Source organism: Cronbergia sp. UHCC 0137, assembly GCF_034932285.1.
Lineage (GTDB): Bacteria > Cyanobacteriota > Cyanobacteriia > Cyanobacteriales > Nostocaceae > Cronbergia.
This window is the reverse complement of record NZ_JAYGHC010000004.1, coordinates 128,211-153,027: the sequence shown is the minus strand read 5'-3', so window position 1 is coordinate 153,027 and position 24,817 is coordinate 128,211. Positions and strand designations below refer to the sequence as shown.

The window sequence follows — 24,817 nt, the reverse complement described above, 5'->3', positions numbered from 1 at the left end:
ATATATTTCCCAAAGTATGCTCTTGTGCAGATGAAATTACTACCAAGTAATAGGGAATTGTTGAATTGAGGAAAAAACAAATTGTCTAAACAAGATTTGATTGAAATGGAAGGAACAGTCACCGAGTCATTGCCCAATGCAATGTTTCGCGTAGACTTAGACAATGGATTTAACGTCCTAGCTCACATTTCTGGCAAAATTCGCCGTAATTACATCAAAATTTTACCTGGCGATCGCGTCAAAGTGGAACTTACCCCTTACGATCTGACTAAAGGTAGAATTACCTACAGACTACGGAAAAAGTAAATCTATGTAGAGCATCTTATCATAAAGCAGCCAAATTGGGTTTTTCCCAATTACTTAATTGAAATATTCTCGCTGGAAATGCTATAATTTACTATTTGGAGTCAAACGCAAAAGGCATGAAAGTCAGAGCCTCAGTCAAGAAAATTTGTGAAAAGTGTAACGTGATCAAACGCCGTGGTCGCGTCATGGTGATTTGTGTCAACCCCAAACACAAACAACGTCAGGGATAGCACGAAAAACGTGACCATCAATCACGTTTTGCCAACTGCAATTACGAAAACAACAGGGAGAGATTCATTGTGGCACGGATTTCTGGAGTAGACCTTCCACGTGATAAACGTGTCGAAATTGGTCTGACTTACATTTATGGAATTGGGTTATCAAGATCGCAAGAAATTCTTGCCGCTACAGGCGTAAACCCAGACACCCGCGTTAAAGACCTAAATGATGCCGATGTTGCAGCCCTCCGGGGTGAAATAGAAAGCAACTATCAGGTTGAAGGTGACTTACGACGGTTAGAAGCCCTAAACATCAAACGTCTAATCGACATTGGTTGCTATAGAGGTCGTCGTCATCGCATGGGCTTACCAGTGCGGGGACAAAGAACCCGTACCAATGCCAGAACCAGACGGGGAAGAAGACAAACTGTGGCTGGGAAAAAGAAAGCTCCTGGCAAATAAATTTTTTAAACTTGCTCGTCCTAGCAAGTTCTACCTTAAATTCACTCAACAAATATGGCAAGACAACCAACTAAAAAATCCGGGAGCAAAAAGCAGAAACGGAACGTACCCAATGGGATGGCCTACATCCAGTCTACTTTCAACAATAGCATTGTCACCATTACAGATCAAAACGGAGATGTAATTTCCTGGGCTAGTGCTGGTTCTAGTGGATTTAAGGGAGCAAAAAAGGGAACACCCTTCGCAGCGCAAACCGCAGCCGAAAGTGCAGCCCGACGTGCGATTGATCAAGGTATGCGTCAAATTGAGGTGATGGTTAGTGGTCCTGGTGCAGGTAGAGAAACTGCTATCCGCGCTCTCCAAGGTGCAGGATTAGAAATTACTTTAATTCGGGATATCACCCCTATTCCTCACAATGGATGCCGTCCACCCAAGCGTCGTCGAGTTTAAACACCAGATTTGAGCGAGTATCTTAAATCCCTCGCTCTTTCAAAAGCTGTCAGTTAGACAGTATAATCCTGTGGACTCAGTGATGACCCCATCTCTAGAATCTCACAGCCAGCACAAAGTTAATAGTCAAGTAAATTCGAGAGGCAATAGATTTGTCTTCTAGCAGCACCTTTATAAAGGGAGGCTACTCCGTGGCGCAGTTTCAAATTGAATGTGTAGAGTCTAATACAGAAGAAAGTCGAAGTCATTACAGTAAATTTGTTCTCGAACCTCTAGAACGCGGTCAAGGAACAACGGTTGGTAATGCGTTGCGGCGAGTTTTACTTTCCAATCTAGAGGGGACAGCAGTAACCGCAGTACGGATTGCTGGAGTTAACCATGAGTTTGCTACAGTACCGGGCGTGAGGGAAGATGTACTGGAAATGTTGATGAAAATGAAAGAAGTCATTCTCAAAAACTATTCCTCACAACCCCAGATTGGTCGATTACTCGTAAATGGACCAGCAATCATCACTGCGGCGCATTTTGATTTACCCAGTGAAGTAGAAGTTATTGATCCGACCCAGTATGTTGCTACCATCGCCGAAGGTGGCAAACTGGAAATGGAATTTCGGATTGAGAGAGGGAAAGGTTATCGCACTGTAGAGCGAGGAAGAGAAGAAGCAACGTCTTTAGACTTCTTGCAAATTGACTCGATATTTATGCCAGTACGGAAAGTCAACTACAGTGTTGAAGAAGCCCGTGGAGATGGTTCACTTAAAGACCGTCTGCTGTTGGAAGTATGGACAAATGGCAGCATCTCGCCCCAAGAAGCATTATCATCTGCTGCGGCAATATTGGTAGATTTATTCAACCCGTTGAAAGATATCTCCCTTGAACCGACAGATACAGGTTCAGATATGCCGGATGATCCGACTGCTCAAATTCCCATTGAGGAGTTACAACTTTCTGTACGGGCATATAACTGTCTCAAACGCGCCCAGGTTAACTCTGTGGCCGACTTGTTGGATTATACCCAAGAAGACCTACTAGAAATTAAAAACTTTGGTCAGAAATCGGCGGAAGAGGTAGTTGAAGCTTTACAACGACGTTTAGGTATTACCTTACCGCAAGAAAGAGGATCTAAGCACAGTTAAATTTCCATTGTTCATCATTGATACTTTCTGATTATGCGTCACCGTTGTCGAGTTAAAAAACTCAGTAAACCAGCCGACCAGCGCCGTGCTTTATTGCGATCGCTCACCACTGAACTGATCCGTCATGGTCGAATCACCACCACTTTAATCCGCGCGAAAGTGTTACGGAGCGAAGTGGAGAAGATGATTACCCTAGCTAAAAATGGCTCTCTAGAAGCCCGTCGGGAAGCTCTAGGCTACATCTTTGATAAATCATTAGTTCATGCTCTATTTGAGCAAGCCCCCACTCGTTACGGTAATCGTCAAGGGGGTTATACTCGCATTCTGCATACCGTTCCCCGTCGGGGCGATCGGGCGGAGATGGCGATTATTGAACTGGTGTAGATGGAGGAGGCAGGAGGCAGGAGGCAGAAGGAAAAAATAATACTGTTCCCCATTCCCTGTTCCCCATTCCCCGTTCCCTTGATATGCCAGAAAACCGCCAGCCTACACCCAGTTATCGAGTAGCCTTAGTCATTCAGTACATAGGGACTCGCTTTCATGGCTGGCAGAGGCAATCATCCCAGAGGACTGTCCAAGAAGAGATAGAAACAGCGATCGCTGCTGTTCTGGGGTATCACGTTACACTACACGGAGCAGGAAGAACTGATGCCGGAGTACACGCAGCCGCTCAAGTAGCCCACTTTGAAGCCACAGGTTTAATCCCGGCTCACAAATGGTCTACAGTGTTGAACAGCTACCTCCCCCCGGATATATTAATCAGAGCTTCAGCAGGTGTAAATGACCGTTGGCACGCTCGCTTTAGTGCAGCTTATCGACGGTATCGCTACACCATATATACTGAAGATAGACCAAACTTGTTTGTAAAACCCTTCAGTTGGCATTATTATTATGCCCCCTTGGATGAAACCTTAATCCAAGCTGCTCTGACACCTCTCTTGGGAAAACATCATTTAGCAGCTTTTCATCGTGCCGGTTCAAAGCGATCGCACTCCTGGGTAGAGGTACAGGCAGCAGATTGTCGTCGCAATGGGCCTTTTATCCATATTGAAATTCAGGCAGATGGATTTTTATATGGCATGGTGCGCCTGTTGTTAGGGATGCTAGTACAAGTGGGTTCTCAACAAATGTCTCTAGCTAACTTCAAAGAAATTTGGCAAGAACAACAGCGAGAAAAAGTCAAATATGCTGCACCACCTCAAGGTTTATGCCTGTTGCGAGTCGGCTATGATGATTTTCCCTTTCCTCCAGATATCTGGTACGACACCATGCCCCATCTGGTCTTTTCACCCCATTTCTAACCAACCAACTAAACAAATTAAACTCCCATGAGTAGTAAAACTTACCTTCCTCCTCAAGACTCCCTTGAGCGTGAGTGGTACGTCGTAGATGCCACCGATAAACGCCTCGGCCGCCTAGCCACAGAAATTGCTATGGTGCTGAGAGGCAAAAGAAAAGTCGAATATACCCCCCATTTGGATACAGGTGATTTTGTTGTGGTGATTAATGCTGAAAAAGTAGCAGTCACAGGCAAAAAACGTACCCAAAAAATCTACCGTCGCCATTCTGGTCGTCCTGGTGGGATGAAGACCGAAACCTTCGCCAAGCTGCAACAGCGCCTACCAGAAAGAATTTTAGAACAGGCTGTTAAAGGGATGCTGCCTAAAAATAGTTTAGGTAGACAGTTGTTTACTAAACTCAAAGTTTACGCCGGTCCGACTCACCCCCATGCAGCCCAAAAACCCAAAGAACTAATAGTTAACACAATTCCTGGAGAAGATAACTAATGGTATCAGTAGTAGAAGCCAATAGCGGCCGTGCCGTTTACTGGGGTACAGGCCGTCGTAAATCCTCCGTTGCACGGGTGCGGCTAGTTCCAGGTGAAGGTAAACTGACAGTTAACGGTAAGGATGGAGTATTGTATTTCCAATTCAATCCTAATTATCTGGGACTGATTAAAGCACCCTTGGAAACCTTGGGGCTGGAAAACGAATATGATATTTTGGTCAAAGCAGAAGGTGGTGGATTGACTGGACAAGCAGATTCTATTCGCTTGGGTGTTGCCCGCGCCCTGTGTGAATTAGACCCTGAAAATCGTTCACCGTTAAAAACCGAAGGCTACCTAACCCGTGATCCTAGAGCCAAAGAACGGAAAAAATACGGTTTACACAAAGCTCGGAAAGCACCTCAATACTCTAAGCGATAAGGATTTACAGGAAACCCAGGCTCGAATGGTGGGAATTTGGATTTTCACAAGATGATCAAAAACTCTGGTTCTGTGGGGGTTTTGCTGTAACGATTCACCTATTTTGAGTTTTAATCTCCAAGTTTCGAGTTCCGATCTCCAAGTTTTGAGTTCCGATCTCCAAGTTTCGAGTTTTAATCTCCAAGTTTCGAGTTCCAATCTCAAAATTCCGAGTTCCAATCTCAAAATTCCGAGTTTTAACCTCTAAGTTTCCTGTTCCCTTATCCCTGCTATATAATTTTTTTTAGATTCACCACACAAAGAACAATGGCTAAACCTGATATTCATCCCCAATGGTATCCAGAGGCTAAGGTCTACTGCAACGGTCAAGTTGTGATGACCGTTGGCTCTACCAAACCCGAACTACACGTAGATGTTTGGTCTGGAAATCACCCTTTTTACACCGGTACTCAGAAGATGATTGATGCTGAGGGTCGAGTTGAACGCTTCCTCCGTAAGTACGGTATGAGCAGCAGTCAAGAAACTGGCGACACAAAGAAGAAGTAGCGAATTGGCTGTAGCTGTTAACGACCCTAAAGCAATGCGGGGTCGATTTTTATTTAATCAGGACTTACGCACAAGTTACGGAATACGGAATATCAAACCACAGAGGACACAGAGGACACAGAGGAAGAGGAGTGGGAGAGAATTTTTGCGTAGGTCTTATTAATGCTTGAGCCAATTTGTTGTTTTAAGGAGTTTTATTGATCATGGCTGAATCATACCTGCTGGAGAAGTTGAAATCTGTTGAACAAACTTTTAATGAGTTGACACGCCGGCTGGCTGACCCTGATACGGCTAGAAATCCTGATGAGTATCAAAAAATTGCCAAGTCTCGTTCTTCTTTGGAGGAGGTGGTAAATACCTATGAAACTTGGAAAATTGCCCAGGAAGAATTAATTGGGGCGCGTCAGATAGTCAAAGAGTCTAATAGCGATCCTGAGTTGCGAGAAATGGCAGCTTTGGAAGTGAATGAATTGGAAGAAAAACTGGAATATCTGGAAAGTCGATTGAAGGTGTTGCTGTTACCCCGTGACCCCAATGATGATAAAAATATCATGTTGGAAATTCGGGCTGGTACTGGTGGCGATGAAGCGAGTATTTGGGCAGGTGATTTGCTGCGAATGTACTCTCGCTATTCGGATACTCAGGGTTGGAAGGTGAAGTTGGTGAGTGAGTCCCTGGGGGAAATGGGCGGCTTTAAAGAAGTAATTCTGGAAATTCAAGGCGATAGTGTTTATAGTCAATTGAAATTTGAAGCTGGTGTCCATCGTGTGCAACGAGTTCCCGCAACGGAAGCTGGGGGAAGGGTACATACTTCAACTGCTACAGTGGCAATTATGCCAGAGGTGGATGAGGTAGAAATTCACATTGACCCAAAAGATATTGAAATGAGTACGGCGCGTTCTGGTGGTGCTGGTGGACAAAACGTGAACAAGGTGGAGACAGCAGCCGATTTGTACCACAAACCAACGGGGATCAGAATTTTCTGTACGGAAGAACGGAGTCAGTTACAAAATAAAGAACGGGCGATGCAAATTCTCCGGGCGAAGTTGTATGAGATGAAGTTACGGGAACAACAGGAGTCTGTAACTGATTTACGGCGATCGCAAGTGGGGACTGGTTCCCGTTCGGAAAAAATTCGTACCTATAACTATAAAGACAATCGAGTTACTGACCACCGTTTGGGACAAAACTATTCTTTAACTCCGGTTTTAGAAGGGGATTTGGAAACTGTAATCCAATCTTGTATATCTCAAGATCAGCAGGAACGGTTGGCGGAGTTGGCTTCTGCCCAAGGATAAGTTAATTTCCCTGCAATGGTGCATTTAGGGTTTTGTTAATGCGATCGCTCGTTTCCGCTAAATGGGCTTTGGTATATTCATCTTGGGAAGTTACTTTTTTAAGTTGCTGATTTAATTGACCAAGTTTATACCAGGCTAGGGTACGGGCATCTTCTGGAACTTCTTCTGTTCGTAATACCATGCCCATCAAGATGTTGAGATGTTCTCGTTGTAGGCCTCGGCGTAAACTGGAAATTTTCACCTGACCTTTTGGTTGGAGAATTTCTGTCCAAATGCCATTTTGGAGGGTATTAAATAATTCAGGTAAACTCAGCACTTTGCCTGATTCTGATTTGAGTTCAATATCCTTGAGACGGGAAAGGCGATCGCTAGAAAACAAATCACGTAAAACTAAACTCTGTACAGACAAAACCAAATCGTGAATTGGGTAATCTAAGCGTCCTTCTTTAGCCGTAATTCCCCAATGTCGCCAACGAGAAGGTGCTAGTTTATTCAGTAATTCCGGTGGAAATTTCAGGGCATCTTCGGCAAAAACATAGTTTTGCAGCGTTGTTAATGCCTGTCTTTGCTGTTCTATTGGTACTGCTACAAATGGTAATCGTCCTTTGTCTTTATGGGGATAAACTCGGTAAAAAGACTGTCCACCAATGTATTTGCTGGTAAAGTATAACTGCTGCAAATAATTATTCAATATAGTTCCAAATCTTTCACTTAAATCGCTGTAACTCTCACCAAACTTAGGATAACCTTTATTTAAACGCTCCCACATCACACGGGAGTTATTCAATTGCCATTGAGAATAAACTAACACATTACTACTATTATCCCAAGCAGCCGCAGTTGGGTCACTATCAGAAAGATCCTCATCAGGTGAATAACTTAATTCTGGCTGTTCAGATTGGCTGGCAATTTTCTCTAAAAATGGTTTTTCCCCGATGATACTCATGCTATGAATAGGGGTATAACCATACTGAATTGCCCATTGATCATAACTTCCCACCTTGGTGGGGAAATAATCTCCTTGTTGTGTGCCTTGGGGGGCAATATTAGGAGAAATATAGTCCATTACCGATGTTGTTAAACCTTTAGTGCGAGTGATTTCAGGATTGTTCATTTCTTCGGGTGCGAGGAGAGTGCTACCACGGAAATTGTGACGTAAACCCAAAGTATGACCAACTTCGTGAGCAATAATTAAACGTAAATATTGATTGGTGTAATCTTCAATTTGCTGTTTATTGGGGGTAGTATTTGATAATAATGACATTGCTAAAGAGCCATAGGCAAACTGATTAGCAGCTTCGATAGAATAGCATAAATCGTACTCTCTTGCTAGTTGAGATAATTTACCTAAAAAATTAGCTGGAGTTTTCTGATCTTTAGCGCAAAGCAAACGATTTTGCATAAATGCTGATAAAGAAGTTCGCGCTTTTGTTTGATGAGGTTGGACAATTTTAGTATATTCGTTTTTTAATGCTCGCACAAAGCTGGCATCAACCAGAATGTCAGCATCTAAAATTTCTCCAGTTAGGGGATTAACACGGGATGGTCCCATAGCAAAATATCCATCAACTGTGTTAATCCAACGAATTGTATTGTAGCGAATATCTGCTGGATTCCAGGTAGCATGATCTGGCATTTGTTGGACTTGAATAGCATTTTTAAAACCCGCCTTTAAAAATGCTTGATTCCACATTAATACACCTTCTTTAATGGCATCGCGGTAGGCAAAAGGTACTGCATTATCAATCCAGAAGACAATGGGCTTTTTAGGGGGTGAAATTTCGGCTGTGGGGTCCTGTTTTTCTAGATGCCAGCGATTAATATAACGGACAAAAGTATCATTGCGATCGCTAATAGATAAATCTTGATAAGCCGTGATAAAATAACCTACTTGTTCATTAGCTAAACGCGGACGATAATTATTTTGTGGTAGTTGGGAAATGCTATAATGAACGCGCAGAGTAAAGGCACGATTGTCGGCTAAAACGCCAAAATTATGATCTTGATTTTCTTGATTAGCATTATTGTTATTAACATTGAAAACCGATTCAATTTCTAAATTTCCCGGAAAAACTTGAGCATTACCAAAATAATTTTGTTCTGGGTTTGCCCTTAGTCCTAAACTTGCATATAGTCCGGTTAAATCACTAAGAAGCAAGTCATTTAACTCAATTAAAATAGTTTTTCGTTCGGGATGAATGCTTTTAATTGGAATAGAATAAAGTACCGAATCACTAAAAGAACGGACGAGCGATCGCACTTGGGGGTCTCTGTCACGAGTCCGAAAATTTACATTCCGAACTACAAAGTTTAAATTATTATCTATCCTTTGGAAATAAAACAAAAAATCTTGCAGAGGCATACCGCTATAAATACCCCGTTCCCCAATCCCTGATTCTAAAGTAGCCGTAGTTAAATAATTTTTTTGCAACTGTTCAGGTTTAATTTCTAAATATATTTTATTCTTCTCTTGATGACGATAAAGAGTAAATAAACCCTCCAGCTTTTTAGTATTTTCCACAACATCTGTGAAAGAATCTAAATCTTCATTCTCTGCAAGTCTTCTACTATAAGCTGGGTTTTTTCCTTGTTTATTCTGATTATTGGCAACTTGCAAAAATGGCTGCTGTCCCCCTGTAAATCGGTCTTTAACTACCCAGATAAAAGCTTGCCTCTCAATCTGTCGATTCTGATTAATTACCCAAACTTGCGATGATCCTAGCTGGGATTGATCTGTAAATCCTCCCAAATTTAGCTGATTATTCGGTATTAATTGAGCCTTTGCCGGTTTTATCGCCAAAATAAAACCATGTAACAGAATCATAAAAAAGATCAATCTCTTCATCCCAAGCGCCCCTGATCAATATTCCTGGTATTATTAACGAATACTTACTTCTTTCTAGCAAATTCTCCAGTAAAATCCCAGGTGCGACTAAGGAACAGCTAATTGATATAGTTGCTTTCTTCCTAACGGAGTCACGACAACAGCTTCTACTTTGCGGTTAGGAGGCAAAGGAACAGTAACATCGAATTTTCCACGGAAATCAATTTTCTGCTGTTGTTTGGCAATCATTAGTAAATTCACCGAATCAACAGTACCCACAATGCGAACCTGACTACCATTAGCGACCAATTCACTAATATTTAAACGAGTATCTTCCCTTAACGGAACTGGATCAGAAGGAGGTTCTCCCGGAATGGTAAGATTTTGGTAATTAGCATTGACTAAAATTGTCTTTCCTTGGGCAATAGTAGCCACCCCACCCTCCTTAGTTGCCACACCCGTGATTCCACTTTCTTTGACACTTACACCAAACAGAGTCCCTCTTACTCCTGCCACTCCTGCGGGGGTGTGAATTTCTATTCGAGAGGAAGAATTAGTTAATGGACGAATTTGCAGACGAACTTGGCCATTTTTTACCTGCAGTTCAGTTATTCGTGCGCCACCCCTTCCTGTCTGGAGTTTACTGATAATTAATTGTGTATTTTCAGATATATTAATAAAGCCAGTGCCTACATCAATCGCCAGAACTGCACTAGAACCTCGTCCGGTGCTAATTCCTTCTCCAACTGCTTGCAGTCGCATTCCCCTACTAGCTGGTTTAGATGTTTGCCCCCGCAAATACCGCACCTGGCCGACGGCACGACGCACCTCTATCCAGCGATTAACTTTAACTTGTAATTGGTTATTTGCGGCAGAGGCCTGAAGGGTGCTAACTAGACCCACAAGTAGTAAGGTCAAGTTACAAGTCCACAAATTTTTCATCTTCTTTCCATATACTATATTCTAATATACCTGTAGTAGTTATCAGTCTTTGCCTATTAACTCAAGTTGCTAGTTATTAATTTTTCGGATATTTTGTAATCTGTAGGGTGCGTCAGACAGAATAATTTAGGCTAAAATCATTGATTTTAAGTTTCTGACGCACCTGATTTCATCTATACTCAACACGGCTTAATAATTTGATTCTGTAGGTAAGAGAAGTCCACAGAAAAGATGATCTAATCTTGTGGGATGGGCATCCTGCCCGTTCTTGTATTATTAGCAGGCAAGATGCCTGCACCACAAGAAATTTTGGGATATTTTTTTATTTGGAAGTCTCTAAGGATTTAGCAGCTACGCAACAATAGAACATACACCATCTATATTCAATTATTTTTCCGTTTATGGTACGCCCAATTTTATACGTTGCTATCACCAATCACGGCTTTGGTCATAGTACGCGCACAGCCTCAATAGTCAACACTATTCAAAAGTTGTGTCCAGAAATTTTGTTGATTTTAGTCACTACTGCACCCCGGTGGTTGCTGGAATCTTATATAGAGGGTGATTTTATTTTACGCCAACGGGCATTTGATTTAGGTGTGATCCAAGCTGATAGCTTAACAATGGATAAAGCAGCTACTTTGTCAAGGTTGCGGGAGATTCAAAAAAACCAAAATCCTCTAATTGCCTCAGAAGTCAGCTTTATCCGCCAAAATCGTGTTAATTTAATTTTGGCAGATATTCCTTTTTTAGCCTGTGGGTTTGCCAAAGCTGCGGATATTCCCTGTTGGATGTTGAGTAATTTTGGTTGGGATTTTATTTACCGAGATTGGGGAGGGGAATTTATCGAGATTGCTGATTGGATTAGTGGGTGGTATGCTGATTGTAATCTTTTATTTCGTCTTCCCTTTCATGAACCGATGTCATCTTTCCCCAATATCACGGATGTTGGACTCACTGGTGGTATTCCCAAATATCCTAGTGAAGAAATACGTGCTACTTGGGGAATAACTGCACAGCAAGATAAAACGATTTTACTATCCTTTGGTGGGTTGGGTTTACAGCAAATCCCATATCATAATTTGAGTAATTTTCCTGATTGGCAATTTATTAGTTTTGACAAATCTGCACCGGAATTACCGAACCTAATCAAAATTACCAACAATAAATATCGTCCTATAGATTTTATGCCTGTTTGTGGACGGGTAGTTTCTAAACCTGGTTACGGGACTTTTGCAGAAGCTAGTATATTGGAAGTACCGATGGTGACGATTCCCCGTGATGACTTTGCTGAAGCGAAGTTTTTGTTAGAGGGGATTAGTGATTACAACCATCATCAGATTATCACACCCACCGAGTTTTTTGAAGGAAATTGGGAATTTCTCCATCAATTACCCCAACCACCACAGCAAAAGCAAGGAATCGGTAAAGATGGGAATGAAACTATTGCTAAAGCGGTGATAAATTATTTGCAGTCCATCTAAGTAAGCAATTTCCCATGACTCATTACCAAACATTACTTAAAGTTTCCACCACTGGCAAATCCTTCCATAATATTACGACCAAACTGGCAGCAATTGTGACAGAATCAGGTGTAGAAACGGGACTTTGTACTTTATTTTTGCGCCACACCTCAGCCAGTTTAGTGATTCAGGAAAACGCTGATCCTGATGTGCTGGTGGATTTAGCGAATTTTATGGATAAACTTGTTCCAGAATCAGCCAAATATATCCATGATGCCGAAGGTGCTGATGATATGCCAGGACATATCCGTACAGTATTGACTAGCACCTGTGAAAGTATTCCTATTAATCGTGGTCATTTAGTTTTAGGAACTTGGCAAGGTATATATGTTTGGGAACATCGCCAACATAGTCATGTCAGGGAATTGGTCGTGCATATTTCTGGATAAGATAACAAGCAATGATAAGCTAAGGAATGGCTATAAAAAATCAATTAGGATGAACTGTTAAATGGGTGTTTCCTCAACGACTCCTCTCCTCCTCCGGGCTGCTAGTGGTGAAATAGTAGATCGTCCCCCCGTATGGATGATGCGACAAGCGGGACGATATATGAAAGCATATCGTGATTTAAGGGAAAAATATCCTTCCTTTCGCGATCGCTCGGAAATTCCCGAAGTAGCAATTGAGGTTTCTTTGCAACCCTGGAGGGCTTTTCAACCGGACGGAGTAATTTTATTTTCTGATATTGTCACCCCTTTACCTGGTTTGGGGATTGACATGGATATTGCTGAAGGTAAGGGTCCAATCATTTACTCCCCGATTCGCACTCAGGCACAAATTGATCAACTTCGTCCCCTAGAACCAGAATCGACTTTACCCTTTATTAAAACGATTTTGGGGGCATTACGGCAAGAAGTAGGGGATAAATCAACTGTATTAGGTTTTGTGGGCGCGCCTTGGACTTTAGCGGCTTATGCGGTGGAAGGGAAGGGTTCTAAAACCTATTCGATTATCAAAAATATGGCGTTCACAGATCCAGCTATATTGCATCAATTATTAACTAAATTAGCCGATGCGATCGCTGTTTATATGCGCTATCAAATTGACTGTGGCGCTCAAGTTGTGCAAATGTTCGACTCTTGGGCAGGACAATTAAGCCCCCAAGATTATGATACCTTTGCCCTACCTTATCAAAAAATGGTGTTTGAGAAAGTGAAAGCCACCCACCCTAACACACCATTGATTTTGTTGGTGACAGGTAGCGCGGGACTTTTGGAAAGAATGGCTACTTCTGGTGCAGATATCATTACTATAGACTGGACAGTGGATATGGCAGATGCCAGAACCAGATTAGGTAAGTACGTGAAAGTACAGGGGAATCTTGACCCTGGTGTATTATTTGGCTCAAAGGAATTTATTCGCGATCGTATTCACGATACCGTCCGCAAAGCCGGCAATTGGGGACATATCCTCAATCTTGGTCATGGTGTCCTTCCTGAAACACCAGAAGAAAATGTTGCTTTCTTCTTTGAAACCGCCAAACAACTGAGTATTTTAGTATAATTTGCAAGGTGGGCTTTTTGCCTACCTTGACAACACAGAATAACAAATTCTTAACTGAACTGTATTGTGTTTTAATCCTGTAAATCCTTTAATCCTGGACATCCTGATTCTGACATTTTCTCATGGCTAAAAAACGGATTTTAATCACAGGTGCAAGTGGCTGTATCGGTCACTATATTAGCGAAACTTTAATTCAAGAAACAGATCACGAATTGTATTTATTAGTTAGAAACCCTAAAAAACTGCAACTTGATCTGCAAACACGTCCAGGAATCACCGTCTTAGAGGGTGATATGCAAGAAATTAGTAAGTTATCTAATTTACTCAAAACTATCGACACCGCAGTTTTAACAGCCACTTCTTGGGGTGGTGAAGGTATTTTTGATATTAACGTCTTCAAAACTATAGAATTAATGAGCTTGTTAGATCCCCAAAGATGTCAACAAGTGATTTATTTTTCTACAGCCAGTGTTTTAAATTATGACAACCAACCACTAAAAGAAGCCGGAGAAATAGGTACAGACTATATTCGTTCTAAATATGATTGTTTACATAAAATCGAAAAATTAGCTATTTTTCCTAAAATTACTACGGTTTTTCCTACTTTAGTGTTAGGTGGAGATCAGACAAAACCCTATTCTCATCTTACATCAGGAATCCCAGAAGTTACTAAATTCATCAATATAATTCGATTTTTACAAGCAGATGGTAGTTTTCACTTTATTCACGGGCAAGATATAGCCACGGTGATCAAATATTTAATCGAGAATCCACCCCAAACAGAAAAACAACGTCGATTTGTTTTAGGTCAATCTAAGTTAACAGTTAATCAAGCCATAGAAGAAGTTTGTACCTACTTCAATAAAAAGATTTACTTCCGCATTCCCCTATCTATAACCTTAGCCAATATTATTATTACTTTATTCCGCATTCAAATGGCTGCATGGGATAGATTTTGCATGAAATATCCCCATTTCAGCTATGCTAACCCCATTAACCCAGCCAATTTTGATTTACCAAATTATTGTGTAACCATGAGCGACGTTTTAAAAATTAGTGGTGTAAAAAAAGGGAAATGAAAATTTTGATTGGATTGTAGTTGATTTATAATAGCACTTTTGAATACACTATTTTCTTCTACCATCAGTTTGTGGAAATTCTTCATCTCGCAATATTTTCTTAGTAACGAAGAGGACAAATATCAACAGTATAAACTGGATTTGCCAAGGTGCTAAAACTAAACTGAGAATAAAACTGACTGCTTTGAACACACCTGCAATACAAGCAATTTCATCAGTGTTTTTTTGAAAAATATAGCCAGTTATTAAACCAGTACATAGGGGAATCAGAAAAAACAAAGGCATTGTACTAAAATCCTGAGCTAAAAGTTCGATATGAGCAGACTCAAACTGTATTTTATGAGCGTATTCTAGTCTACACCTAAGTAGATTTCATTTACAATAGTTTATAGATGTCAAAATGGCAAATTCAAATTGTGTGATGATTTGATATATCTTCCTTCTTCCTTCTTCCTTCTTTTTTCGCGCTCTTTGCGTCCTTTGCGGTTCATTTCCTCTTTAACCGTCAATTTGACAGACCACTAGGAGTAATATTTTAAACTTAAACCGACCATGCTGAACATTCCTCAACTACTCGCAACCGAACTAAATCTGAAACTGTATCAAGTAGAAAATGCGCTAGAACTGTTAGGGGAAGGTGCGACAATTCCCTTTATTGCGCGTTACCGCAAAGAACGTACTGAGGAAATGAATGAAGTACAATTGCGTGATTTAGCTGATAGATATACTTATTTAACAGAATTAGAAGAAAGAAAGACAGTAATTGTGAGTGCGATCGCTCAACAAGGTAAACTAACTGAAGAACTACAAGCAAAAATCACCTCCTGTTTACAAAAAACAGAACTTGAGGATTTATACTTACCATATAAACAAAAGCGTCGCACCCGCGCCACTCTCGCTAGAGAGAAAGGTTTAGAACCCCTAGCAGCTTTAATTAAATCTCTGAATATTAGTAATGCTGTTTCTGTTGTGCTAGAAGAGGAAGCCGCAAAATATGTATCGGAGACCCAAGGGGTAAAAACACCAGAGGAAGCACTCAAAGGTGCTGCGGATATTTTGGCGGAAGAAGTAGCTGAAAAAGCTGATTTACGCGCCTATTTACGGGATTATTTTTTAGAAACAGGCGTGTTTGTTTCTCGAATTAAAGATGAATATCCCGAAGGTACAACTAAATTTGAAATGTACCGTAAATATGAAAATAAAGTAACAAATATCGCCCCTCATAATATGCTGGCTTTGTGTCGAGGAGAAGCAGAAAAAATATTAAATTTTGAAATTAGTTTTGATGAAGATTTTGTACTTTCTTATTTAGCATCTCAAGAAATTAAAACCAAAGTTGCTAATCTGCGAAATTTTTATCAAGTGATGTTGAAAGATGCCTTTAATCGGTTAATGAAAAATTCTTTGCTAGGCGAAGTAATTACGGAAATTAAAAATTTTGCCGATATTGAATCTATCAAAACCTTTGAAACAAATTTACGGGAATTATTGCTATCTGCACCAGCAGGAATGAAACCGACTTTAGCATTAGATCCCGGTTTTAGAACAGGCTGTAAGGTAGCCGTACTCGACCAAACAGGTCAATTTTTAGAATATCAAGCGGTGTTTCCTCACCAAGCAGTTGAACAACGCCAAAAAGCAGCACAAACTATCAAGAATTTAATTGAAAAATATCAGGTTGAATTAATCGCCATTGGTAACGGTACAGCTTCCCGTGAGACAGATGAATTTGTGGTGGAAGTGTTGCAAAAAATGGAACGTCAACCTATTAAAGTGATGGTAAATGAATCCGGTGCGTCTATCTATTCTGCGAGTAAAGTTGCATTAGAAGAGTTTCCTGATTTAGATATTACTGTCCGTGGTGCAATTAGTATTGGCCGCAGATTACAAGATCCTTTGGCGGAATTGGTGAAAATTGATCCTAAATCCATTGGAGTGGGACAATATCAACATGATGTTGATCAAAAGTTGCTGAAAAAGAAATTAGATGAAACCGTCGAAAGTTGTGTTAACTATGTAGGTGTGGATTTAAATACGGCTTCTAAAGAACTGCTGACTTTCGTTTCAGGAATTACACCAACAATTGCTAATAATATTATTGCTTATCGCAACGAAAATGGCGCGTTTAAAAATCGTCGTCAACTGTTGAAAGTAGCGAAACTGGGTCCGAAAGCCTTTGAACAAGCGGCGGGTTTTTTGAGGATTCGTGATGGTGAAAACCCCTTAGATAATACCGCAGTCCATCCAGAAAGTTATGCTTTGGTGAGAGCGATCGCTGCCGATTTAGGTGTACCATTAAATCAAGTTACAGAAATTGCCGAAAAACTCAAAAAGACCAATCTGAAAAAATACGTTACTGATACCATTGGTGAACCCACTCTACGGGATATACTCAGCGAATTAGAAAAACCAGGAAGAGATCCCCGTGCTGAATTTAAGTATGCAACTTTTCAAGCAGGAATTAAAGAAATTAGAGATTTGCAAGTAGGTATGGAATTAGAAGGAATAGTCACCAATGTCGCTAATTTTGGCGCATTTGTAGATATTGGTGTACATCAAGATGGGTTAGTGCATATTTCTCAACTTGCTGATAGATTTGTGGATGATGCTAATAAAATTGTTAAAGTAGGACAGGTTGTGAAAGTGCAGGTATTGGAAATTAATGAGAAGTTAAAGCGGATTGCTTTATCAATGAAAGCTGTTAAGCAATAGACTTTTTACATAGGTTTGATGAGAAAGTCTTTTCATTAGGGCTAGGAGTCAGGATGAAAAATTAGAAGAAGAGAAAAAGTCTCAATAGAAATAATTCAAAATCACAAATTGGTATGGCTATTTATCAAGTTCGATTTATTAACGATAAACTTGGATTAGATTCCAGCATTCAAATACCAGATGATCAATATATTCTAGACATAGCAGAAGAAAAGAAAATGCGTCTACCATCTGGGTGTAAACAGGGGGAATGTTCCGCTTGTGTTGCTAAACTTATTAGTGGAGAAGTTGATCAAAGTGAGCAAAAATTTCTGCGTCCCCATGAAATACAGGAGGGTTATGTTGTTACCTGCGTTAGTTATCCGTTGTCTGATTGTGTATTAGAAACCCATCAAGAACAAGTTTTGTATAAGTCTTCACTGTACTATAAACCTGAGTAAAAATATTGTAATTAGGAGTTACCCATTGACAGAAAATACCAAATATGTGTGGCGGTAAAGCTACATTTATCGTAGGGGTTTAGCACTGCTAAACCCTTACCCCACGGTTAGTTTATCGGTAAAAATATAATTAGCCGCAACCCGAACCAACCTGAGATATATTAGCTTTTTTAAAATCATCCTTTCGGTAGAAAATAAGTTCTATCTTCTCACAGATGTGAAAGCCTAACATTAAATATAAAGATAGTAAGAGAGATTGCAAAATATCTATTATTGCTATTTAGGTGAAAAAAATGTCAGGAACATCAATGTGGGGAACTTTTTTAATTGCACTAGCTACAGCTTTAAGTTTGCTAATTGTTGATTTAGTAGTTCCAGGTGTGAATATTGCCAACTTTCCGTCAGCTTTAATTGCGGCTGTAGTTATTGGTTTAATTAATAGTTCAGTTAAACCAATTATTTCAACTCTTTCTTTACCATTGACATTTTTAACATTAGGTGGTTTTTCCTTAATCGTTAATGGTATCTGCTTTTGGTTAGCCTCAGTTTTAGTTCCTGGGTTCAGAGTTCAAGGAATTATCGCTTTTCTTTTGGGTCCAGTAGTTCTATCGTTAGGTAATACTTTTCTCAGTAAATACTTTGCTGAAAAGAATATTGAATTACAAAGCAGCAGCAACATCAAAACTGAATCTTAATTGATGAATTGAGTTAGCATCTAATACCAAGTAGAGGCAATTCATGAATTGCCCCTACTACTATATATAGAATTTGTAATTTAGTTAACTAAATTTGTAAACAAAACCCTTTGAACAGACGTACCATGATCGATCTTTAATCTAACTACTAACTGGAGTGGTTTAATACAAAAAAAGGGCAGGGACAAACCCCACCCTCTAACTCGCCAGAATTATCTAATTACCAATTGTTGGTGCATTTAAAGAAACTATTGGTGCTTCTTTTTGTGCTGTTAAAGTAGGCACAGAATCACGCAATCTGGCTGTAAGTTGTACAGTTGTAGCGTCGTACATTTGAGTTAGTAACTTAGGATAGAAACCAATACCAATAATTGGCACTAACAAACAAGCAATAATAAAGACTTCGCGGGGTTCAGCATCTATCAAAGCTTGGTGAGAAACTAATTCTTCGTTTTCTTGTCCGTAGAAAATTTCTCGCAACATTGACAGCAAATAAATTGGCGTTAAAATTACACCAACCGCCATCAAAAATACTACGATAACTTTAAATGTCGGGTTGTAAGCATCGCTAGTGGCAAAACCGACAAACACCATTAATTCTGCTACAAATCCACTCATTCCTGGTAATGCTAAAGAAGCCATTGAACAGGTAGTGAACATCGCGAAAATCTTCCGCATCCTTTTACCAACGCCACCCATTTCATCTAACATCAAGGTGTGTGTTCGGTCATAGGTTGCACCGACAAGGAAGAATAAACTCGCCCCAATTAACCCGTGAGATACCATTTGTAACATTGCCCCACTTAATCCCAAATCGGTGAAGGAGGCAATACCAATAAGGACAAATCCCATGTGGGAAATAGAAGAGTAGGCAATTTTTCGCTTCAAGTTACGCTGGGCAAAGGATGTTAAGGCAGCGTAGATAATATTTACTACTCCTAAAACCACTAATGCCGGGGCAACATAGGCATGGGCATCTGGTAGCATTTGGGCATTCATGCGAATTAAGGCGTAGCCACCCATTTTTAGGAGAATCCCAGCTAGTAACATATGCACCGGCGCTGTAGCTTCACCGTGGGCATCTGGAAGCCAGGTATGAAGGGGAATGATGGGCAACTTGACAGCGTAGGCTATCAGGAAGCCAGCATAGAGTAAAAGTTGTAAATTGAGGGCAAAGTCTTTTGCTCCCAATGCAGTCATGTCGAAGGTAACTGTATCACCATAAAATCCCATTGTCAGGGCAGACAATAAAATAAATAATGACCCACCTGCAGTGTACAAAATAAACTTGGTAGCTGCATATTGCCGTTTTTTACCGCCCCAAATCGACAGCAGGAAGTATATCGGTACGAGTTCCAGTTCCCACACCAGAAAAAATAACAGCATATCCTGGACAGCGAACACGGCAATTTGACCGCCATACATGGCCAAAATTAAGAAGAAAAATAATTTCGGCTTGAGAGTGACAGGCCAAGCTGCTAAAATCGCTAAGGTAGTAATGAATCCAGTTAAGAGAATCAGAGGCATGGACAAGCCATCTGCCCCTACTGACCAGTTCAAACCCAGTTGGGGAACCCAGGGATAAGATTCTACTAGCTGCAAATCGGGATTGGAGAAATCATACCCATTGTAAAAGACATAAACAATCAGTGCAAAGTCTATCAGCCCGACGACGAGGGAATACCAGCGCACTGTTTTACCGTCTTTATCTGGGATGAAGGGAAGCAGTAGTGACGCGGCTATTGGGAACAGAATAATCGTTGTCAGCCACGGAAAATTAGCTATATTCATCACAATCAGTTTACAATTAAAATCATGTTTGGGAAAAAGTCGCTAGTTATTAATTAACAGCTTTTTAGCAATTTTCCCTTCATTGTTAGGTTGATTTAATTAAATTGGCAATACCCCACCTTCCCAGATGTACCAGTAGACCACTTTTTATTTTGCATCTGGCAGGTAAACCGCCCGCTAATTAGCTGAATTTGACCAATTATGCTATCTGTTTTAAATAGGAAATTTGTCACCATCAGGATTTACAAGATCATTTTTTTCATGAGTTAGATATTATACACCATCTGTACTATTAGTTTGATCAATTGCCACAGTATGTCCTCGATGATAAGCTAGGTAATGCTAAAAGGGAGATTGCAGAAGAATATAGGACTTACGCACTGTACAAAATACAGATGATATAGGACTCCTATTTGAGTTTTGAACATACACGTAGGGTAGGCATTGTCCACAATCTGCGGGTTTTGGTGGGCATTGCCCACCCTACAATACTGTATAAAATGCAGATGATATGTATGGAGGAAATTGCCTAGTTTCACGCTTTTGTCATCCCATATTAGTGCGGTGCGTCAGATAGAGGAAGTCTGTTAGATGCTCAATTATCGGGTCTGACGTGGTTGGTGAGCTTGCCGAACCACACCCTACAAGAGATAGAATTGATAATGCTTATTTAATAGATTCTGTCAATGCGTAACTCATAAATACATAAATTTGATTTTAAATATAAATGTAAATATAAATTTCTCTACTCATCCTGTCCATCCTGATTCAGATATGAGTGCTAATTGGTTTCTTTAGATGTTCCAATTCGATGAGAAATTTCTGCTCTGGGGCATTGTTTTTTGGGTGATTTAACAATAGTTATATAAAAGTTCACTGTTTGCTGTTATATTATCACTATGCTGCTAGTAAAAGATGCGGAAGCTATAATTTTTAATTTACTGCAACCGTTAGATCAAAAACAGGATATTGAAGTTGTCGATTTATTGAATGGACATAATCGCATTTTGGCAAATCCTGTAATTAGTAGGCTAGATTTTCCCCATTGGGATAATTCGGCTATGGATGGTTTTGCGGTGCGTTATGGTGATGTGAAGGAAGCTAGGGCTGAAAATCCAATTATTTTAGAAGTTGTAGAAGAAATTCCTGCGGGATATCAACCAAAGATTACGATTCAACCAGGACAAGCAGCACGTATTTTTACGGGTGCGGTAATGCCAGCAGGGGCGGATACTGTAGTTATGCAGGAAAGAACTCGCTGGGAAGAAAATCGGGTTTTTATTCTGGCTGCACCCCAATTCCAAGAGTTTGTTAGACATCAAGGTGATTTTTATCAAGGGGGAAATGAACTTTTACCGTCGGGTACTCGTTTAACTGCAACGGAAATTGCGGTTTTAGGGGCAGTCCAATGTAATAAGTTAAGTGTTTTCCGTCGTCTGCGGGTGGCGATTTTTTCGACTGGTGATGAGTTGGTAACGCCGGAACAATCTTTACAACCGGGACAAATTGTTGATTCTAATCAGTTGGCTTTGGCTGCTTTGGTGCGAGAATTGGGTGGAGAACCTTTAATGTTGGGAATTGTCAAGGATGATCCTAAAGCCTTAGGAGAGATTATACAGTATGCGATCGCTCATGCTGATCTAGTTCTATCTTCCGGTGGGGTTTCGGTGGGTGATTATGACTATATTGATGGAATTTTGGCATCTTTGGGGGCAGAAATCCATTTTCGGGCTGTGCAGATGCGTCCAGGAAAACCCCTAACTTTTGCTACTTTTCCCAATGTACTCTATTTTGGTTTACCAGGAAATCCGGTTTCGGCTTTGGTAAGTTTTTGGCGATTTGTGCAACCGACGATTAAAAGATTATCGGGAATTACTGAGGGATATAAACCGATGTGGATGAAGGTGCGATCGCGCTCCGAATTAAAATCTAATGGTAAGCTGGAAACCTATATCTGCGGCAAATTACATTTAATTGATGGCGTTTACGAATTTCATCAAGCTGGTGGTAATCACAGTTCAGGTAACTTAATTAATTTAACTCAAACCAATGCCTTAGCCATATTACCCGTAGGTACAACTTTAGTTTCTCCCCAACAAGAAGTCTTGATTTTAGCACTGAGGTATTAAATCATTATAGCAGATTGCAGATCAATGAGGTACAGAATTTAAATTGAACCCTATACACAAAGCCAGTTTTTCTCCTGACTCCTGCTGTATTGTCTTCAATTACAATGAAATAGCCTTGATGCTTACAGTAAAATAATTTTAGTTCTATCAATAAATCCTAGAGTAGTTGATTTAATGCGATCGCCATCAAAATTCCTATCAGAAGTTTTTGCCACCCTAAATTTAGCGGTTCCTTTGGGGGGCATTCAGCTTGCAGAGGCGGCTGTTGGTTTTGTAAATACCGTCATGATGGGATTTTTGGGCATTCAATCCCTCGCTGCCGGCGCTTTGGGTGTCATCACCTTCTATACCCTACTTCTTATTTGTATGGGGGTTTTAGAAGGAGCCAGTCCCCTAGCAGCTGAAGCCTTTGGTGCCGGCAACACGGAGCGCATTCGCCAAATCTTCGCGCAAGGACTCTGGCTGATGGTTGCGCTGTCTTTACCAATGATGTTGCTCACTTGGCATCTGGACTCGATTTTGATGCTATCGGGTCAAGAGGAAAACACGGTAGCCCTAGCTAATACTTATTTAAAAGCCATTGTTTGGAGTTTCCCGGCGGCAGTGGGGTTCTTCATCCTTAAGGAGGTTGCCACTGCCGTCAATCGTCCCCAACTTATTAGTGCGATCGCTCTGACTAGTATTCCCCTGAATATTCTCGTTAACTACCTTTTAATCTTTGGTCATCTAGGCTTGCCACCTCTAGGATTAGCGGGGATTGGTTGGGCTGGAACCTTTGTCTACTGGGTGAATTTCCTAGCTGCTGCCGCCGTAATTGGTTTCCATCCTTGGTTTAAAGAATACAAACTATTTGCTTCTCTACATTTCAATAAAGATGTATTTGCCGAACTTTGGCAAAATGGCTGGCCCCTTGGATTGGAATACGCCTCCTCATTGATCTTGTTTACCCTGATTGCCTTGCTGAGTGGCTACATGGGAACAACCTTGCTAGCAGCCAATGAAATTGTCGTGCAAACTCTAGAAGTATCTTTGATCGTGCCGACAGCGATCTCTTACGCTGCCATGACGAGAGTCGGACAAATGATCGGTCAGAATGACCCCAGGAGTGCAAAGAGGGCAGGATTTGCAGCAATTGCCATTAGTGTAGCAGCAATGAGCCTGATTGCCGTTGCTATATGTCTATTTCCAGAGCAGATTGCCACCATCTATTTAGATGCCAGTAATTCAGATAATGTCCTAGCAATCAGGTCTGCAATCCCCTTGTTGAGAATTGCCTCACTTTTTCTCATAGCTTTGGGACTTAACCTAATTGTTTTAGGGACGCTGCTGGGCATCCAAGACACCCGCTTACCTTTATTGATTAACATCCTGTTTCAGTGGTGTGTTGGTATGACTTGCGGCTACCTGCTTTGCTTCCATTTCAATTGGGGTTCTATAGGCTTGTGGTCAGGGTTAACCATAGGAACCACACTAGCCACACTGTTTTTAATCTATCGTTTTTACCTTTTAACTTCTGAGATTATCCAACCTAGCGGGGGTGAAGAAGGGGCAGACAGGAGTAAAATTCTAACTCACGATCAAACTCCTGTATTAAAATCAGGTTCTTAGTCGCTCTTAGCAGAATCAGCGATCGCATCTTGAATTTCTTGCCCAAAGTTTCGACCCACAATTTCTGACAAAAACTTCAGTTCTTCCTGCAACAAAATATAACCTAGTTGCCCACAATCAGAAGGTTTGCCACAAAGCACTTTTGTGAAGAAACCATCATAGCCATACTCTGGAAAATACCAAGGTTCAGTTTCGGGACTGGGTAAAACTATTTCTGGTTGATTCTCCCCTGGAGCAATCAGAATTGGGAAAAGCCAACAGGTGAATGGTTTATAGTGCCAGGGATGTAATCCTTTTGCTTTGGAAAGCTCCTGTAATCCGCAGCGAGAATCATCTAGTAAAAAAACACAGGATGTGTTTTTGAAATGGCTTGGATAGTCGTTCACAATACTGGAAATATGTTTCTCCTTTACTGCTGTTTTTTTAATCGAACAAAGACCTTTCCATTCCAACTTTTCAACCGGAAAGTCTTCATAATCTTCATCATCGATAATTACTTCATTGGGTAAGTCAAGACCAAGAGACTTAAAAAACGCTGCTTCTTCTTCAACGACTCTTTGAATAACTTCAGCAGTTTCTTGATTGACGTGAGTTCCATGATGACAGCACATACCGTGACAGCTAGATAAAGAGCAACGCTGACGATTCTGCTTGAATGAATCAATGTCAAGACTACCTTGACTAAGTTCATCTCGGCAAACTTGTTCTGTCTGTGGGTAAGCCGTAAAGTTTGTTAATTTTTCTGAAAGATTAGCGTTAGACATTTGTTTTAATCTTAAAAAATGGGTGAATGCAAAACAGGAGTAAATCTGCTGTATTTTTTTGGGTTAATTGTAATCAGGAGTTTTTAGGAGACAAACCAATAATTTTTATTTTGATTGTTAGTTATCAGTGTTGCCTCCCCAGCAAAATGAACACAATAATTAGGGTTTGCTGAATAAACCAAAAA

At 40.6% G+C, this 24,817-nt stretch carries 25 protein-coding genes; 20 read left to right on the top strand and 5 right to left on the bottom strand.

Features of this window, described 5'->3' with window-relative positions:
• Nucleotides 1–81: 81 nt before the first annotated feature.
• The 11 genes from infA (at nucleotide 82) to prfA (ending at nucleotide 6,622) form a co-directional block, all read left to right on the top strand.
• Nucleotides 82–306 carry a translation initiation factor IF-1 gene (infA, locus tag VB711_RS03140; protein WP_006276978.1) on the top strand — a complete coding sequence of 75 codons (225 nt, stop codon included), beginning with the start codon at nucleotides 82–84 and terminating at the stop codon, nucleotides 304–306.
• Between the two features lie 116 nt (nucleotides 307–422).
• Entirely contained in the window at nucleotides 423–536 is a 114-nt protein-coding gene (gene rpmJ / locus VB711_RS03135) for a 50S ribosomal protein L36 (protein WP_015129703.1), read from the top strand.
• Nucleotides 537–605: 69 nt separating this feature from the next.
• Nucleotides 606–986: a 30S ribosomal protein S13 gene (gene rpsM / locus VB711_RS03130; RefSeq protein ID WP_323284233.1), complete on the top strand. Its 381-nt coding sequence runs from the start codon at nucleotides 606–608 to the stop codon at nucleotides 984–986.
• A gap of 54 nt (nucleotides 987–1,040) precedes the next feature.
• On the top strand, nucleotides 1,041–1,436 hold the full coding sequence (gene rpsK, locus VB711_RS03125) for a 30S ribosomal protein S11 (RefSeq protein ID WP_010998331.1): 396 nt from the start codon (nucleotides 1,041–1,043) through the stop codon (nucleotides 1,434–1,436).
• Between the two features lie 191 nt (nucleotides 1,437–1,627).
• Nucleotides 1,628–2,572, top strand: coding sequence for a DNA-directed RNA polymerase subunit alpha (locus VB711_RS03120; protein ID WP_323284232.1), 945 nt, complete (start codon nucleotides 1,628–1,630; stop codon nucleotides 2,570–2,572).
• A gap of 33 nt (nucleotides 2,573–2,605) precedes the next feature.
• Nucleotides 2,606–2,956, top strand: coding sequence for a 50S ribosomal protein L17 (rplQ, locus tag VB711_RS03115; protein ID WP_323284231.1), 351 nt, complete (start codon nucleotides 2,606–2,608; stop codon nucleotides 2,954–2,956).
• 83 nt (nucleotides 2,957–3,039) lie between these two features.
• Nucleotides 3,040–3,873, top strand: a complete 834-nt coding sequence (gene truA, locus VB711_RS03110; RefSeq protein WP_323284230.1) for a tRNA pseudouridine(38-40) synthase TruA — start codon at nucleotides 3,040–3,042, stop codon at nucleotides 3,871–3,873.
• 27 nt (nucleotides 3,874–3,900) lie between these two features.
• Nucleotides 3,901–4,359: a 50S ribosomal protein L13 gene (gene rplM, locus VB711_RS03105; protein WP_323284229.1), complete on the top strand. Its 459-nt coding sequence runs from the start codon at nucleotides 3,901–3,903 to the stop codon at nucleotides 4,357–4,359.
• On the top strand, nucleotides 4,359–4,778 hold the full coding sequence (gene rpsI, locus VB711_RS03100) for a 30S ribosomal protein S9 (RefSeq protein ID WP_323284228.1): 420 nt from the start codon (nucleotides 4,359–4,361) through the stop codon (nucleotides 4,776–4,778). Before rplM ends, rpsI begins: the two co-directional genes overlap by 1 nt.
• 306 nt (nucleotides 4,779–5,084) lie before the next feature.
• On the top strand, nucleotides 5,085–5,324 hold the full coding sequence (rpmE, locus tag VB711_RS03095) for a 50S ribosomal protein L31 (RefSeq protein ID WP_323284227.1): 240 nt from the start codon (nucleotides 5,085–5,087) through the stop codon (nucleotides 5,322–5,324).
• Between the two features lie 203 nt (nucleotides 5,325–5,527).
• Nucleotides 5,528–6,622, top strand: a complete 1,095-nt coding sequence (prfA, locus tag VB711_RS03090; RefSeq protein ID WP_323284225.1) for a peptide chain release factor 1 — start codon at nucleotides 5,528–5,530, stop codon at nucleotides 6,620–6,622.
• A gap of 1 nt (nucleotide 6,623) precedes the next feature.
• Here the strand turns inward: prfA and VB711_RS03085 are convergent, their stop codons facing one another.
• Both VB711_RS03085 and VB711_RS03080 read right to left on the bottom strand, forming a co-directional pair.
• Nucleotides 6,624–9,467 (bottom strand): zinc-dependent metalloprotease, encoded by a 2,844-nt coding sequence (locus VB711_RS03085; RefSeq protein ID WP_323284224.1) that lies wholly within the window; start codon nucleotides 9,465–9,467, stop codon nucleotides 6,624–6,626.
• An 87-nt stretch (nucleotides 9,468–9,554) separates the two neighbouring features.
• Entirely contained in the window at nucleotides 9,555–10,388 is an 834-nt protein-coding gene (locus tag VB711_RS03080) for a FecR family protein (protein ID WP_323284223.1), read from the bottom strand.
• A 401-nt stretch (nucleotides 10,389–10,789) separates the two neighbouring features.
• Between VB711_RS03080 and VB711_RS03075 the strand changes: the two genes are divergently transcribed.
• From VB711_RS03075 to VB711_RS03060, 4 genes are all read left to right on the top strand, one after another.
• On the top strand, nucleotides 10,790–11,872 hold the full coding sequence (locus VB711_RS03075) for a glycosyl transferase (protein ID WP_323284222.1): 1,083 nt from the start codon (nucleotides 10,790–10,792) through the stop codon (nucleotides 11,870–11,872).
• 14 nt (nucleotides 11,873–11,886) lie between these two features.
• The gene (locus VB711_RS03070; protein WP_323284221.1) at nucleotides 11,887–12,300 is read left to right on the top strand and encodes a secondary thiamine-phosphate synthase enzyme YjbQ; all 414 of its coding nucleotides are present in this window, start codon (nucleotides 11,887–11,889) and stop codon (nucleotides 12,298–12,300) included.
• Between the two features lie 61 nt (nucleotides 12,301–12,361).
• Entirely contained in the window at nucleotides 12,362–13,414 is a 1,053-nt protein-coding gene (hemE, locus tag VB711_RS03065) for a uroporphyrinogen decarboxylase (protein ID WP_323284220.1), read from the top strand.
• 122 nt (nucleotides 13,415–13,536) lie between these two features.
• On the top strand, nucleotides 13,537–14,493 hold the full coding sequence (locus VB711_RS03060) for an NAD(P)-dependent oxidoreductase (protein WP_323284219.1): 957 nt from the start codon (nucleotides 13,537–13,539) through the stop codon (nucleotides 14,491–14,493).
• 48 nt (nucleotides 14,494–14,541) lie between these two features.
• Here the strand turns inward: VB711_RS03060 and VB711_RS03055 are convergent, their stop codons facing one another.
• Nucleotides 14,542–14,778, bottom strand: coding sequence for a hypothetical protein (locus VB711_RS03055; protein ID WP_323284218.1), 237 nt, complete (start codon nucleotides 14,776–14,778; stop codon nucleotides 14,542–14,544).
• A gap of 267 nt (nucleotides 14,779–15,045) precedes the next feature.
• Here VB711_RS03055 and VB711_RS03050 point away from each other — a divergent pair, with 267 nt between their 5' ends.
• From VB711_RS03050 to VB711_RS03040, 3 genes are all read left to right on the top strand, one after another.
• The gene (locus VB711_RS03050) at nucleotides 15,046–17,205 is read left to right on the top strand and encodes a Tex family protein (protein WP_323284217.1); all 2,160 of its coding nucleotides are present in this window, start codon (nucleotides 15,046–15,048) and stop codon (nucleotides 17,203–17,205) included.
• Nucleotides 17,206–17,318: 113 nt separating this feature from the next.
• Nucleotides 17,319–17,645, top strand: coding sequence for a 2Fe-2S iron-sulfur cluster-binding protein (locus VB711_RS03045; RefSeq protein WP_323284216.1), 327 nt, complete (start codon nucleotides 17,319–17,321; stop codon nucleotides 17,643–17,645).
• Between the two features lie 308 nt (nucleotides 17,646–17,953).
• Nucleotides 17,954–18,340 carry a phage holin family protein gene (locus VB711_RS03040; protein WP_323284265.1) on the top strand — a complete coding sequence of 129 codons (387 nt, stop codon included), beginning with the start codon at nucleotides 17,954–17,956 and terminating at the stop codon, nucleotides 18,338–18,340.
• Nucleotides 18,341–18,556: 216 nt separating this feature from the next.
• On the opposite strand, the gene ndhD1 is transcribed toward VB711_RS03040, so the two are convergent.
• A complete protein-coding gene (gene ndhD1 / locus VB711_RS03035; RefSeq protein ID WP_323284264.1) occupies nucleotides 18,557–20,125 on the bottom strand; it encodes a photosynthetic/respiratory NAD(P)H-quinone oxidoreductase subunit D1 in 1,569 nt (522 codons plus the stop codon).
• A gap of 905 nt (nucleotides 20,126–21,030) precedes the next feature.
• On the opposite strand from ndhD1, the gene glp reads away from it, so the two are divergent.
• Nucleotides 21,031–22,260 (top strand): gephyrin-like molybdotransferase Glp, encoded by a 1,230-nt coding sequence (gene glp, locus VB711_RS03030; RefSeq protein WP_323284215.1) that lies wholly within the window; start codon nucleotides 21,031–21,033, stop codon nucleotides 22,258–22,260.
• Nucleotides 22,261–22,434: 174 nt separating this feature from the next.
• A complete protein-coding gene (locus VB711_RS03025) occupies nucleotides 22,435–23,868 on the top strand; it encodes an MATE family efflux transporter (protein WP_323284214.1) in 1,434 nt (477 codons plus the stop codon).
• On the opposite strand, the gene VB711_RS03020 is transcribed toward VB711_RS03025, so the two are convergent.
• The gene (locus VB711_RS03020) at nucleotides 23,865–24,632 is read right to left on the bottom strand and encodes a hypothetical protein (RefSeq protein WP_323284213.1); all 768 of its coding nucleotides are present in this window, start codon (nucleotides 24,630–24,632) and stop codon (nucleotides 23,865–23,867) included. The genes VB711_RS03025 and VB711_RS03020 overlap by 4 nt on opposite strands.
• Nucleotides 24,633–24,817: the final 185 nt, after the last annotated feature.

Bases quoted from the DNA above. Each gene is read 5' to 3' on its own strand.
- VB711_RS03050 (WP_323284217.1), top strand. From the start codon at position 15,046: ATGCTGAACATTCCTCAACTACTCGCAACCGAACTAAATCTGAAACTG.
- glp (WP_323284215.1), top strand. From the start codon at position 21,031: ATGCTGCTAGTAAAAGATGCGGAAGCTATAATTTTTAATTTACTGCAA.
- VB711_RS03080 (WP_323284223.1), bottom strand. From the start codon at position 10,388: ATGAAAAATTTGTGGACTTGTAACTTGACCTTACTACTTGTGGGTCTA.
- VB711_RS03075 (WP_323284222.1), top strand. From the start codon at position 10,790: ATGGTACGCCCAATTTTATACGTTGCTATCACCAATCACGGCTTTGGT.
- rplQ (WP_323284231.1), top strand. From the start codon at position 2,606: ATGCGTCACCGTTGTCGAGTTAAAAAACTCAGTAAACCAGCCGACCAG.
- VB711_RS03040 (WP_323284265.1), top strand. From the start codon at position 17,954: ATGTGGGGAACTTTTTTAATTGCACTAGCTACAGCTTTAAGTTTGCTA.
- VB711_RS03070 (WP_323284221.1), top strand. From the start codon at position 11,887: ATGACTCATTACCAAACATTACTTAAAGTTTCCACCACTGGCAAATCC.
- VB711_RS03055 (WP_323284218.1), bottom strand. From the start codon at position 14,778: ATGCCTTTGTTTTTTCTGATTCCCCTATGTACTGGTTTAATAACTGGC.
- rpmE (WP_323284227.1), top strand. From the start codon at position 5,085: ATGGCTAAACCTGATATTCATCCCCAATGGTATCCAGAGGCTAAGGTC.
- VB711_RS03020 (WP_323284213.1), bottom strand. From the start codon at position 24,632: ATGTCTAACGCTAATCTTTCAGAAAAATTAACAAACTTTACGGCTTAC.
- VB711_RS03060 (WP_323284219.1), top strand. From the start codon at position 13,537: ATGGCTAAAAAACGGATTTTAATCACAGGTGCAAGTGGCTGTATCGGT.
- rpsI (WP_323284228.1), top strand. From the start codon at position 4,359: ATGGTATCAGTAGTAGAAGCCAATAGCGGCCGTGCCGTTTACTGGGGT.
- rpmJ (WP_015129703.1), top strand. From the start codon at position 423: ATGAAAGTCAGAGCCTCAGTCAAGAAAATTTGTGAAAAGTGTAACGTG.
- rpsK (WP_010998331.1), top strand. From the start codon at position 1,041: ATGGCAAGACAACCAACTAAAAAATCCGGGAGCAAAAAGCAGAAACGG.
- VB711_RS03045 (WP_323284216.1), top strand. From the start codon at position 17,319: ATGGCTATTTATCAAGTTCGATTTATTAACGATAAACTTGGATTAGAT.
- VB711_RS03085 (WP_323284224.1), bottom strand. From the start codon at position 9,467: ATGAAGAGATTGATCTTTTTTATGATTCTGTTACATGGTTTTATTTTG.
- VB711_RS03025 (WP_323284214.1), top strand. From the start codon at position 22,435: ATGCGATCGCCATCAAAATTCCTATCAGAAGTTTTTGCCACCCTAAAT.
- rplM (WP_323284229.1), top strand. From the start codon at position 3,901: ATGAGTAGTAAAACTTACCTTCCTCCTCAAGACTCCCTTGAGCGTGAG.
- hemE (WP_323284220.1), top strand. From the start codon at position 12,362: ATGGGTGTTTCCTCAACGACTCCTCTCCTCCTCCGGGCTGCTAGTGGT.
- prfA (WP_323284225.1), top strand. From the start codon at position 5,528: ATGGCTGAATCATACCTGCTGGAGAAGTTGAAATCTGTTGAACAAACT.
- truA (WP_323284230.1), top strand. From the start codon at position 3,040: ATGCCAGAAAACCGCCAGCCTACACCCAGTTATCGAGTAGCCTTAGTC.